We start from the raw sequence: 12,677 nt of genomic DNA, 5'->3' as shown, positions 1-12,677 counted from the left end.
CGTGAGAATTACTCTCCGTGAGCTCCGTGCGAAACTAGTTTCTGCGAATGGAAAGAACCGGATTCAAGAATAGATCTGTGAGTATCTTTCTCTGACTAGCGTCAGGGATACGAGAAAGAAGCTGGTCCATCTTTCCTTTGATTTGAGCGAAATCAGGATATTCATCCATAACTCTTAGAATATGAGGCCATGCTTTTTTTACAAGCTCTGCGACTGCAGGACTTGCAGTTCTTGCTTTATTCCAAGAGGATTCCAACTGGTTTCGGATACGGAAAAAATCGCGTCCCAATTCCAATACTTTCCTAAGCCTCGATTCGGAAAGACCGGTGCGAGCGCATAGTTGCCCAAGAGTTCCGTCCCATTCGACTACTTCTCCTCTAGATTCTTTCAAAAGAGAAGTTTGTAATTGAACAAGTGCGTTTTCTTCTACAGGTAAGGAAGCGACCCAACGTTTGTATTCCTCCAGTTGACCTGCTTTTTGGAATACTCTAACCTTTCCTACCTGGTCCATATATTTAGAAAATGGAATACTTACGGGAGGTTCGGAGAAGCTATGAGAATCTCCACCAAAGTCCCCGTCGAAGTGAAGATCTTCCACATCGGCAAGAATATCCTCTCCCATCTGGACCGGTGAGTCATCTTCTTCCAACTCTTCTACCTTTAGGACCAAAGGTTTGCCGGAGAATAGTTCACCATATTTTTTTAATATTTCTTCTAGGATCGGAGTTTCAGGACCTTTACGAACAGGAGCGGCAGGGATAGGCCTTGCAGCTGCACCAGCAGCTGCAGTTTCTCTTGCAACTTCTCCCAAGGCGGCAGCTTCCCTTTTTTTACCGGTAGCGATCTCTACCAGATAGATCATCCCTTCTTCCGATTCGAATCTATGCCCTGCCGGGAACGTAAATCCGAGTCCTTCTAATATCTCTTCGGATATCTTAGAATATTTTTTCTTACGAGGAGTTTGTTCCGCGGCGGATTCTTGTTCGATAAGTTTGGTCTTTACCTTATTCAACGCTCCCAAGAAGTTCCGATTCATGTAGGAAGAAAGTTCCTGGGAACCCATTCCGAGAAACTGAGCAAACTGGGGAAGTTGATCGAAAAAATGATCCGTCTTTTGGACGTTGCTGGAAATATAAGAACGGATTTTTGTTTTAAGAGCGTCTTGCTCTTTTGTGGGAATTTTTTTAGCGGAGATCAAAGTCCCGAAAAGTTGGATATGAGTATGGAAATAACTTAAAAATTCCCCGTACGCGGTTAGAACGTACTCTCCATGGGAATTTTTTTCTATGACCTTTCTGTCTGGGCCTGCCATAATCCGGATTCGCAGTCAAGTTTTTACAACCCTAGACCGGAATTCAAGACAATTAAGTTACGAATCTTTCTTAAACAGTCTTAGGTAAAGTTTCTTCTGTAGGACTTCCGCTGATAATCCTGTATCTCAAGAATGTGTTACAAGTAGCTTCTTCGGAATATCGGACCAGATCATAGTCCGGACGAGGAGAACGAAAAAAGGAAGAATGAGCCAAACGTTCTGTCACTTCCTTGCGGATATGGGCTCTCGCTTCATTCCTTCTCATATAAACCGAAGGAACTACTATATCGTTCTTATAAGATAAAATATTATTTCTATAGATTGCCACGGTTAGGCGGATCCGGTAGGACTTATTTTCCGTGAGATCTTTTGGTTCCAGAAATTCCATGCCGAGGCCCTTCGTTTCGAAAATCTTTCCAGACTTTCCTATAACCAAAGTATCGGATTTTACACCCCCCGATCTCAAATTCGGGTCTTAGAATTTTTTTACTTTTGGAAAATTTAGATTAGGTCGATACCGATTCGTTCGCACAGGGAACAATTCTCACGCAGAGTCGCTAAGACGCAGAGGATATAAGGTGTACTAAATCCAAAAATTCTCTGCGGCTTCGTGGCTCTGTGTGCCAAGCCCTGTGTCTCTTTAAAACTCTGCGACTCTACTATCAAGGTAACATAATTTTATGTAAAGACCAAGGGGTCGCGAGGAAAGAAGAATCTCCTGTATCGGAAACATACAGCGCAGAAGGTGAGATCTGATTTGTAGGTATAGAAATCTGATTCAACTCAACAAAGTTCCCGTCCCTCTTAAACAATTTGTATCCATTGGCAGAAGTTCCTTCTAATGTATATAAATTCCCGGACTTATCAGTTGTGATCTGCTGAAAAGAAACAGTAGTAGATTGTATCAAATTATTCCATTCGAGAGTATTAGAATTAAATTTAGAAATAGAAGTGTGGAAATCGCTTTCCCCCATTCCGGTTAACATATGGTAAAAATTCCCTGCGTAATCCGTTTCCAATTCTACCGTATTCATAATGAATAATTCTCTATAAGGATTATTTAAATAATTCCCATCGCCTCCCCCATTGATGGACGAAAAATTCAGGTAAGTAAAAGTATCATCTTCCCCAAAATCCACATAGTCGCTGAATACTTTTCCACCGGTCACCGCAATATTCGTAAAGGGGACAAATGAATTCGCAGGCAATGTGCGAGTAGTGACTCCGGTAAAATCAGTTTTAACTTTTACCAAGACTCTGGCGTCCTGGGAATTTCTACCTGAAATATACAAAAAATCCCCATCGATCTCCATATCCACGCCTTGCACGGAAGATCCTTGGAAAGAAGGTAAAGCAAAACTAGAAAGATGAGCTCCATTCGGATTCAGTTTAGTGATTTGTTTTGTAGCATGAAGAATGTAAAAATTCTTCTTGTCATCCCTAACAATTCTCAAAGGGGAAATCCCTCGGATACTTGGATCACAATTGGAAAAAATAGGAGCCGAACAGGAAAGAATAGAAGCCCTTTGCGTATCTACTGCAAGAACGTTTCCATTCCGATTGTCCGTCGCAATGCTTACAATTGTAGAAGATCCGGCTGGATTAATCGGCAGAGTCACGGAACCGCCTGACATCCCACTATGAAATCTCACCAGATAAGGTCCGATATCGGGGGAAGTATTCCTCTGGATGGCGACAAGGATTTGTGATCCGCTCATAGTCAGATCAATAATCTGACCGACGGTTATCTGCTTGGATGCCAGTTGAACAGGAGTGTCCCCGCTTATATCATATTGGAACAGATCAAAATTGGAATTATCCGCAACCAACAAACTATTATCGGAAGGATGGATGTAGATCGCATAAGGTTCTCTGAATGTTCCAGGAAGGTCCCAAGTCTTAAGTAAATTTCCTGCAGAAGAATACCTAAAAATACGGTCTGTCCCAGTATCAAAATTCGCCTCGCTAATATACAAATTCCCGGATGTATCCAAAGCCAGATCTTTAGGAGAAGAATCCGCCGGAAGATCGATCAAACTTGTTTGGGTACAATCTGAATTCAGCTCGAATATTTTCATTCCGGCCAAAGCAAAAATACGATTGGTAGAATCTACGACCATCGCCTTAGGAGAAATCCCGGTCCAAACACCTATCATATCTCCATTTATATTTATTAAATAAACATTTCCGCTACTTGCAACAAGGACTGAATTCCCAAAAGACGAAACCGAAGTCGCAGCCCCGGGAAAACCGTTCTTAAATCTGGAATAAAGAGAAGTCCCTCCTCCAAGAGAATTCAATTTTGTAGAGCAAGAAGAATTGAATCCTACTGTTCCGGTATCGAAAACGCTGATTGGAGAAACCTTACCTTCCGGATCTACAACTTGGACCGCATATTGAAATAAACTTTGGGAATTGGAAATTGGATCCGTAAAAACAGGATCAGTCACCGAACCAATTTGCTGGTAGGTGGATTCAAACACTGATTTTTTAAAGACCCTATATTCCTGAGCAGGAACTGGATCCCAACGAACCTCCACCTTATCACTGAATACCGCATCAGATGCACTTATCCATGCAGGAGTTCCTGCCTCTCCAGGAGGAGGATTTTCTCCCGGGGTGGAAGAAGTAGGAGAAATTGCAGCAAGAAGAGCAGATACTGGATCAAACCCTACTCCCTCGGAAGAACAACCTGTAAAAATAGAAAAATGGACCGCTACAGCGAATAAAAATATTTTCTTCATAAATCCCGACAAAACATTAAAATTTTCTAAACTTCGCATTTATTCCAAGATTAAGGAATGATCACTTTCCCTCTGATAAACTCGTCATCAAAAGGACCGTCCACATATGAATAAGAAGCCATTTCCACGCACATATATTCGAAACTGGTACGATTCAAACTAGTGTTCACTTCGTACGTTCCGACTGTGATCGTATCGAATTTTTCGAAAAAGCCGAATGGAGCCGCCGGTATAGAAAAAGAGATCGGCTGAGCAATGGATATATCTACATAAAGATAATCGAATGTATCCTGAGAGATAGTCTTCTGAGCCTTAAACTCGACATCGTCCCCGTTTACCGTCGCGGTAGCGCAAACCGTGCCGCAATTTCCTACAGTTGCAGGAAGAGTCGCAGCCCCAGTACAAAAATGAGTCTGTCCGACTTGTTTTACTTTAGAAGAGATCCCAAATTCGTTTCTTGCAACGATCAACACCTTCAATTTTCTATCAGAAGGTCCTACTAACGCTGGAGGATTTGCCCCAGGCTCTGAGAGTTGCCCGGAAGTGACCGTCCAATGTGAAAACGAATTTACAACGGTATTATCAGGCAGCAGTTTCATACTTTGGCCTCCTATAAAGGCGGAGACAGTGGTATTATCATGAACCGGCAAATTAAAACTGATAGATTGTATCGAGAATAAACCGTTAAAGCTTGTTCCACTTGAAATATCAAAACTAGTAATCATAGAATCTTGCAAATCAGGTGCGTTTTCAGGTTGGCCAGGAGGGGCAGGATCTCCAGGGGGAACTGGAACAGGTGCAGAAACTCCGTCCAAAACCGCCTTTGCCGCGGCGGTAAGTTCCTCGATATTTTTTGCATCCCCCGAACAATATAGAACACAAAAGATCCCGAGCACCGGTAAGATCTTAATCAAACGCTGTTTTTTATTTATAAATTTCATTTAGATTCCCATCTAACGTTTTCTCAATCAGCTCGTCCCCGGCATATTTTTCCGAGTTATTTAAGAAATCGTAGGGATCTCTCGGAATAAACGACACAAATCGGGGAACAAACGTCCGTTATACGGATTGATCGAATGCTTTGACCTCAAAACTTCGGACAAATCGGAACGTTATGTGTGTATATAGATTCCCCGGCTAGTTAACAGCACAACAATTCGTGGCAGTCTTATTTTTAGATTTTTTATTTCTTTTATAAAAAAAGTGAGGAAAAGCTCACATTTTATATAACGGACGCTACAGAGAAATTTTCTTAAAACATGTTCAAAAAATCGAATAAAGGTCATTCTCAGGCAGCAATTTCGACGCCGGTATACATTCTTTTCTTTTTAGCCCAAGCAAGTACGGGAAGCAAAAGAAGAATGTAAGAGATAGGAAGTGATTCGAAAATAATTTCCCCATAGAGAGGATCCATCTCGGTGATCTCTAAAAACTTAGAGATCATTACATAAGAAATAAAGATAGAAGTAGAAAAAATAAATGCAAAGCCGATAGCGATCGAATGACGGATCAATATATTTTTCCAAACAAGTTTTGTTTCCTTCCATTTATGGAATCGAAAGATCGCCTGCGCGGCCCGAAAGGAAAGAAGAACCAAAAGTATTGCTAGAAATATATTATTTCCTCCACCTGCGGCGATACCGAACCAGGTCAATGTGGTTCCCACAAGAATGATCAATGAATAAATACAAAGTAGGATAACGGCAACCCTACTTCTGGAAAATCGGATCACGATCCCGAAAATAAAAAGAAGAAGAACATCCATATAGAAGTTCCTAAAAGAACCCAGAAGAAAAGTGAAAAGAATACTCTGCAAAAATCCGATCAAAAATAAAATATAGGAAGCGGAATTGAGAAAAAACTCCGCTTCGTTAGGAGATTCTATCTTAGAAAAAAAACGTTTTAGCAAATTCATATCTGGTTCCAGCAATCCTGGTTATTCCTATTTTCCAGTCAATTTATTCAATTTGACCGCTCTTTTTGGCTACGATACCAAGAGGTAAATCTACTACAAATCCTCAAAAACCGCTTAGATTCGGGCTTTTTCGGAAAAATCCTAAATGACAAGCGGTTCGTTCCCTTCTTAATGGAACAAGAGAGCACTCATGAACTTCCGATACAATTATTCTCCATTCTCTTACCAACGTCGCAGAACCAGAGAGGTAAAAGTAGGAGATATTGGCATCGGTGGAAATAATCCGATCCGTATCCAATCAATGATCACTGCGGATACAAGAGATACTGAAAACTCCGTCAGACAAATCCTGGAATTAGAATCGGCTGGTTGCGAGATCGTTCGATTGACTGTGCCTTCTCAACCGGATGCGGATAACTTGCCGAATATCCGTAAAGAACTCAAACGATTGGGAAGTAAGGTCCCTCTCGTAGCAGATATCCATTTTACTCCAAGTGTTGCGATGAAATCTGTAGAATGGGTGGAGAAGGTACGTATCAATCCTGGAAACTTCGCTGATAAGAAAAAATTCGCAGTTAGAGATTACACCGATCTAGAATACAAAGAAGAGTTAGAAAGGATCTCCGAAGTATTTAGTCCATTAGTACTTCGTTGTAAAGAATTGGGAGTCTCTATGAGAATAGGCACCAATCACGGCTCCCTATCGGATCGTATCATGAATAAATACGGGGACACACCGCAAGGAATGGTGGAGTCCGCGATCGAGTTTATTAAAATCGCAGAAAGTCTTTCGTACAAAGATATTATAGTCAGCATGAAAGCCTCCAATCCTCAGGTAATGGTCCAAGCTTATAGATTATTATGCAGCAGATTTATGGAATTGCAGATGGATTATCCATTACATTTAGGAGTAACTGAAGCTGGAGACGGAAAAGATGGAAGGATCAAATCCGCGATCGGAATCGGCTCTTTATTAGAAGATGGATTGGGAGATACAATCCGAGTTTCCCTAACGGAAGATCCAATCCACGAAGTTCCAGTCGCAAGATTACTTGCGGATAAATACAATCGTCTCAGATTTCCGGAAACACAAAGCCAAGGATATTCAGAATTCAGAAACCCTTATTCTTACCAAAGATTTTACAGCAGACCGATCCAAGTAGGAAGCCTTCCATTAGGAGAAAACCATGCAGTGCGGATCGAATCCGTATTACCTTTCGAATCGGAAAATGCGTTTTCTCAAAGTCTTTCCTCGCTAAAAAATTATGCGAGGTCCAGGTCCTTGGAATTAGAGATGGTCTCAGTACCGCTTCCTTCCGACGAATTCCTAAGAGAGGAATGTATCTCTACAAGTAAATCTTCCAGCGTTCCAATGGGAGTTATCGTAGAACAAAACGAACTATTACTCGAAGATGTATTAGAGGATCTGATCCCATTCCCGAAAGTAACTGTAGATCCATTCCACCATTTCCAAAACAGGGATTCTTTATTAGAATTTTTGCATAAAAGAGAAGGTAAAGGAATTACAGAACTAAACGTTCAAGCATACCAAATCGAAAGTTTAAAAGGACTCCCCGAAGAATTTAAGAACGCTGGGATAGAATCGGTAACATTCTCCGTTCAAACTTTTCATATACTACACGATTACAGAAAATTAGCGCGTATACTCAGCGATTTTGATTATCCAATCTTCTTAAGTGCGGAATATCCGGATATGGAAACCGCTTTATACGAATCCTCTATCGGGATCGGCGGAATGTTGACCGACGGAATAGGAGACATGCTCCGGATCAAGGTAATCGACAGTGAACCGGAAGCAGTGTTACAACTGGGATTCGACATCCTACAGGCAACCAGACTACGTCTTACAAAAACGGAATATATCTCCTGCCCATCCTGCGGAAGAACGTTATTCGATCTACAAACCACGACCGCAAGGATCAAAGAAAAAACTGGCCACTTGAAGGGAGTCAAGATCGCAGTCATGGGTTGTATCGTAAACGGCCCAGGCGAAATGGCGGATGCTGATTTTGGCTACGTAGGCGCCGGTCCAGGTAAAGTGCATCTATATCGCGGAAAAGAAATCGTGCTAAAAAATGTTCCCTCCGAAGAAGCGGACGAAAGGCTTGTCCAGCTAATCAAAGACTCAGGAATGTGGATGGAAAGAGAGACGATTACAACATTATAATTTACTTTTTTTAGAATTCTCTGTCCGAATCGAACACGAAGAGGTATAGATTAAAAAAAAATAAGAATTCTATAAAACAAAAGTAAATTATATGAAAATAAAATCGCTTATTGGACTTTCACTACTTCTAACTTCTATTTTAGTTGGTTGTACCCCCGAGAATAAGAACTATAATCTGGAAACATCACTTTTGTTAGGCCTAACAAGTTCTTCTAGCCCTGACGATCTCACTCCATTTTTAGTGCCAGATTCCAACCAAACAATTTGTTATGATTCTAGCGGAACTTCTCGTTCTTGCTCCGGCACAGGAGAGGACGGTGAATTTTTGAATACCCCTGCCCCTTATTCTTTGCAGATCCAAGATGGAGGAACCACCGTTTTAGAGGAAAGTTCCAGATTAATTTGGCAAAGATGTACCTTCGGTTCAAATTGGAACGGCACCACCTGTCAGGGAGGCCCGCTAAATTTATATTGGCAGGCAGCGGATGAATACTGTTCTTCCTTAACTTTAGCAGGGCGCACTTGGAGACTTCCTACTGCAAGAGAAGCTTCCTTATTCGGAGATTTTTCTCAGACAAATGCAGTTTCCTCAGTTTATTTTCCGAATACTTCGGTGAATACCCATTGGGCTTCCACTCCGGTTACTTCTTTTTTTGGAAGATATTCCGCATACAGCAACGGTGAGATCGGCCAATCGGATCAAAACAATGGATTAAAAGTCCGATGTGTTTCCGGTCCAAAAATTCCGCAGGCAAATTTTACTGATTTAGGAAATGGAACGATTAAGGAAGAAAGTACAGGACTACTGATAAAAAAATGCGCGCAAGGACAAACAGATGACTCTAATTGTACAGGCACTCCGACCATCTTCAATTGGCAACAAGCTTTAGACGCATGTAATAACTTGGACTTTGCAGGCAGAACTGATTGGAGATTGCCTACGGCAAGAGAAGCATATTTTCACTCTGAGCCAAGCTATGGAACCATCGATCTGCCGTTTGATTATTTCCCGAATAATACGCAGGCTTCCAATGCATGGACTTCTACAAGTACGAGTTATTTCACTCATGCATATACACAGAACTCGTTCTCTTTAGTTGCAGTTTCTAAATCGAATACAGTCTCAACAAGAGCGCGTTGTGTAGCAGGTCCTTGAACTGATGTTTCGTAAGTAAATCTCGCACAGAGCCGCCAAGGACACAGAAGTTTGATCGCGAATGTAGGAACGCCTACACGTCGTCTCCGATCATATCAACATACTTCGTGTGGCCTCGGAGATCTCTGTGCGAAATTCTTATCTAAAGCTCGTTCGCTTCTACGATAATAAAATTCGGAGAAACCTGTCTCAACTTTCTCGCGGAATATTTACCCTTGTCTTTGTATGCCTTCTGCTTCCAAACCTGAGTAGAAAATTCCGTTTTAGAATTTTTGATCTTATCGTAGAAATGATCGGCTATCTTTTGTTTACCCAAAACCGACTGGGTCCTAGCCAGCCACAATGCACTTTGCTGCTTTCTGAAAGAAGAAGTTTCCAAACTTTCCGCTTGCTCCAATAAGAACGAAGCCTTGTTCAGATTTCCTTTTTCCAGATATAAAATTGCTTCTAAGAAAAGGATGGAAGGGTCCTTGCCTGTAAATTCCTCATTCGCCTTCTCCAATTCCAAAAGGATATCGTCAACCCCGCCCATTCCCGGATCGTCGTTGATGAGCATCGCTTTTTTATAATATTGGATCGCGGAACCAGCCTTAGGATTTTTGGATGAGGATACCTTATTTTTTTTACCTTTTTTTACATCGGAAAGATCCAAAAGTTTATAACCAGGCTCTCCCCAGGCCATAGGAATTTCCATATAAGGACCTCCGCTAGTAGGCGCGGTTCCTACGGAAACAAAAATTTTACGTGCTTCCGCACTCATTACCACCGACTTAACGGAAGTGATCTGGCGAATAGTAGAACCCATTGTACGAACTTCCCCACTGGAATAATCGATACTATCATCCAAAAGATTCTGAAGATCTACGACACTAGTTCCCTTCTTTTTCTTTTGAGAAGAGAGAAGTTGTTCTGCTCGATCAAAACGACTAATACAATGGTGATAGAAAACGGGAGCCGCCATGATCTCACCTTCCTGAAGCTTCTCACTTTGGTAATGATTTGTATTAACTATATGATCTTTTCCTAAATTAGGATAAACCACATCCACATTCCCGTAATTGGTCTCGATAATCGCAGCCTTCGGTCCCTTCTCCTTATGATTCGTAACAATAAGGCCCCAAGTAGAATTGATCTTATGTTTTTTAGCGATATTCACCGCTTCTTCGATAGATCTTGCTTCCGAAATAATCTTGTGGCCGAAATCGATCACACCTAAACCGTTAAAGCCTATCTTTTTATGAAAACGAGTATGAAAAGCAATAGTGAGGCCCGCCTCATTGAACGCAGTGATCCCTGGAACATCCGCACCCCTACATGCTATATAACCATAACGTAAACCTTTTTCGGGAGTACAAAAAACAACGATCGGACGTTTGTCCCATACTTCCACGCCGGGAAAATCGAAATTGCGAGCGTGATATAATTTACCATCCTGGCTTTGATCTCCCCAAACAGCAACACTCGTACATGCAGGGATCATCTGAGGACTTCTGCTAGGGCTCATATGAGCAAGTTCAGGAAGAAGCTGGATCATGCCCAAAAACCCGACAGAGTTCTGGAAAGAATCCATAGTAAAAAGTTCCTTTTCCAATTTCGCAGAACGACCCGCAGAAGTCAGAGCTGCAATCGTCCTCGCAGAAAACTCGGAAGGTCTATGCTTCATCATGCGTTTAGACATCCAATTGACCAGAAGAGAAGTCGCGCCCTTCGCCAAAAAATTTCGATTGCTGCGAGGCAAACTTCCTAATAAAAGATTCCGTGCCATCACCGGATAAAAATCAAAGATCGGCTCGAATTGTCCGATCTCATTCATGATCTCACCGAATTGTCTTCCCATCTCTTCCTGGGAACCCTTAAGTTGTAATACTGCTAGTGGATACGTTTCCGAATTCATGAGCCAATCATAACAGAACTTCGCCGACACATCGACCGCCTCCATAGGTTCGGATAGCCGAACTTATCGGATCGGACCTTTCATGGGGGGAATTTATTCCCCACCCTACTGGGTGGGGGCTGGTCGGTGGTTACTCGTTCGGACGATTTTTGCTTTATCATGGAATTCCTCCCTATTCAAGGACCTTTTCGGGCGTAAATTTGTAGGAGGTCCTACAAATTCTGAGGAGAATTTGGTTTGCAAGCTCCACTCAAATCTGTTTGGCAGAAAATAGGATAAGAATTGAAATAGCATCCGGCCCAAACAGCCAATCTATGGAATACCTACACATATTTTCCCTGAAATTCCTGCAGTTCGGGGCAGGAGCTTCCTTTATATACGCCTATCTGGAAATCCTCCGCCCAGGTTCTGGAAACAGGATTTTGGTGCTCATTATGATCCTAACCGGAACAATTCTGCTAAGGTATTCCTGGTATCTGCAGGACGATCTATTAGAATTTCCTTATCTATTTATCTTCTTACACACCAGCGTGATTTCCGTAGGGCCACTCATCTACACGTACATCCGCTCTTTCTTAGAAACGGAAGAAGAAACCGCTAAAGGCAAACTCCTCCGCTATGGACTCCATTTTTCTCCCGTTTTACTATTCGCCGCTTTTGAATGTATATTCTTCTCACAAGACAATTCTGAACTAAAGGCCCAGGTAATACAAGGAGCCAAAGAATTCAGATTAGATTGGGCTCATTTGGGAAGTTTTATCGCAAGCGTACAGGTGTCCGTATATTCCTTATTCTGCCTCTATCTTTACCACAAGGTCAGCAAAAGATATGAAATGTACGAATTAAAATTGGTATGGTTGGTATTACTTTTACCTGTATTCGCGAATGCACTTATAGGAACCGCTTACTTCCTAAAGAATAAATATTTATTCGATTTAGGAGCTTCTCTCATATGCATTATGGTGCTGTTACTCTTCCTGGTCAGAGAAAGGCATCCTGGTTTTTTCAGTGAGATCAGTGAAGTCATTCAAAGTGCAAAATACCAAAACACTCCACTTCTTTCTAAAGAAATAGAAGCGGCAAACTCTAAACTAAAGGAGCTATTAGAGACTAAAAACTTATACAGAGATAGCGAATTGAGATTGGTAGACTTGGCAGCGGAACTTGGACTGAACCTACACCAAACCTCCAGATACCTGAACGAAATTCACAAAATGAATTTTTACGAACTAATCAATAGATACAGAGTGCAAGAAGCTTGCAAACGCCTTACAGAAGGTCCCGAAAGTTCCGTACTGGATATAGCCTTTGCAGTGGGTTTTAATTCCAAATCCACTTTTCATTCCCAATTCGTAAAGTTTATGGGAATGTCGCCTGCATTGTATAGAAAGCAGAATACTAAAATTTAATTCCCGCCCTTGCAATGCCACCAGTGTATTCGCAAACAAAAGCGAATAGAGACAAAATG

Annotated in this window: 9 protein-coding genes; 3 read left to right on the top strand and 6 right to left on the bottom strand. The window is 41.7% G+C overall.

From position 1 onward, the window contains the following. Positions 1-34 precede the first annotated feature (34 nt). The 5 genes from LEP1GSC185_RS16205 to LEP1GSC185_RS16185 all read right to left on the bottom strand — a co-directional run bounded on the left by LEP1GSC185_RS16205 (position 35) and on the right by LEP1GSC185_RS16185 (position 5,971). Complete coding sequence (locus LEP1GSC185_RS16205; protein WP_008592399.1) at positions 35-1,312, bottom strand: hypothetical protein; 1,278 nt, start codon at positions 1,310-1,312, stop codon at positions 35-37. Between the two features lie 70 nt (positions 1,313-1,382). Further along, complete coding sequence (locus LEP1GSC185_RS16200; protein ID WP_008592154.1) at positions 1,383-1,700, bottom strand: hypothetical protein; 318 nt, start codon at positions 1,698-1,700, stop codon at positions 1,383-1,385. 274 nt (positions 1,701-1,974) lie between these two features. After that, a complete protein-coding gene (locus LEP1GSC185_RS16195) occupies positions 1,975-4,056 on the bottom strand; it encodes an NHL repeat-containing protein (protein ID WP_010515305.1) in 2,082 nt (693 codons plus the stop codon). A 50-nt stretch (positions 4,057-4,106) separates the two neighbouring features. Continuing rightward, positions 4,107-4,997: a hypothetical protein gene (locus LEP1GSC185_RS16190; protein WP_008592875.1), complete on the bottom strand. Its 891-nt coding sequence runs from the start codon at positions 4,995-4,997 to the stop codon at positions 4,107-4,109. 347 nt (positions 4,998-5,344) lie between these two features. After that, complete coding sequence (locus LEP1GSC185_RS16185; RefSeq protein WP_232298453.1) at positions 5,345-5,971, bottom strand: hypothetical protein; 627 nt, start codon at positions 5,969-5,971, stop codon at positions 5,345-5,347. Between the two features lie 190 nt (positions 5,972-6,161). Between LEP1GSC185_RS16185 and ispG the strand changes: the two genes are divergently transcribed. Continuing rightward, positions 6,162-8,159 carry a (E)-4-hydroxy-3-methylbut-2-enyl-diphosphate synthase gene (ispG, locus tag LEP1GSC185_RS16180; protein ID WP_008592103.1) on the top strand — a complete coding sequence of 666 codons (1,998 nt, stop codon included), beginning with the start codon at positions 6,162-6,164 and terminating at the stop codon, positions 8,157-8,159. 91 nt (positions 8,160-8,250) lie between these two features. Continuing rightward, positions 8,251-9,315 carry an Lcl C-terminal domain-containing protein gene (locus LEP1GSC185_RS16175; RefSeq protein ID WP_008592523.1) on the top strand — a complete coding sequence of 355 codons (1,065 nt, stop codon included), beginning with the start codon at positions 8,251-8,253 and terminating at the stop codon, positions 9,313-9,315. 142 nt (positions 9,316-9,457) lie between these two features. On the opposite strand, the gene LEP1GSC185_RS16170 is transcribed toward LEP1GSC185_RS16175, so the two are convergent. Next, positions 9,458-11,239, bottom strand: a complete 1,782-nt coding sequence (locus LEP1GSC185_RS16170) for a C45 family autoproteolytic acyltransferase/hydrolase (protein WP_232298452.1) — start codon at positions 11,237-11,239, stop codon at positions 9,458-9,460. Positions 11,240-11,523: 284 nt separating this feature from the next. On the opposite strand from LEP1GSC185_RS16170, the gene LEP1GSC185_RS16165 reads away from it, so the two are divergent. Continuing rightward, a complete protein-coding gene (locus LEP1GSC185_RS16165) occupies positions 11,524-12,618 on the top strand; it encodes an AraC family transcriptional regulator (RefSeq protein ID WP_008592785.1) in 1,095 nt (364 codons plus the stop codon). The last annotated feature ends 59 nt before the right edge of the window (positions 12,619-12,677 follow it).

Source organism: Leptospira licerasiae serovar Varillal str. VAR 010, assembly GCF_000244755.1.
GTDB classification, from domain to species: Bacteria; Spirochaetota; Leptospiria; order Leptospirales; family Leptospiraceae; genus Leptospira_B; species Leptospira_B licerasiae.
This window is presented reverse-complemented; position numbering and strand designations above follow the sequence as displayed.

Bases quoted from the DNA above. Each gene is read 5' to 3' on its own strand.
- LEP1GSC185_RS16190 (WP_008592875.1), bottom strand. From the start codon at position 4,997: ATGAAATTTATAAATAAAAAACAGCGTTTGATTAAGATCTTACCGGTG.
- LEP1GSC185_RS16205 (WP_008592399.1), bottom strand. From the start codon at position 1,312: ATGGCAGGCCCAGACAGAAAGGTCATAGAAAAAAATTCCCATGGAGAG.
- LEP1GSC185_RS16175 (WP_008592523.1), top strand. From the start codon at position 8,251: ATGAAAATAAAATCGCTTATTGGACTTTCACTACTTCTAACTTCTATT.
- ispG (WP_008592103.1), top strand. From the start codon at position 6,162: ATGAACTTCCGATACAATTATTCTCCATTCTCTTACCAACGTCGCAGA.
- LEP1GSC185_RS16195 (WP_010515305.1), bottom strand. From the start codon at position 4,056: ATGAAGAAAATATTTTTATTCGCTGTAGCGGTCCATTTTTCTATTTTT.
- LEP1GSC185_RS16165 (WP_008592785.1), top strand. From the start codon at position 11,524: ATGGAATACCTACACATATTTTCCCTGAAATTCCTGCAGTTCGGGGCA.
- LEP1GSC185_RS16200 (WP_008592154.1), bottom strand. From the start codon at position 1,700: ATGGAATTTCTGGAACCAAAAGATCTCACGGAAAATAAGTCCTACCGG.
- LEP1GSC185_RS16185 (WP_232298453.1), bottom strand. From the start codon at position 5,971: ATGAATTTGCTAAAACGTTTTTTTTCTAAGATAGAATCTCCTAACGAA.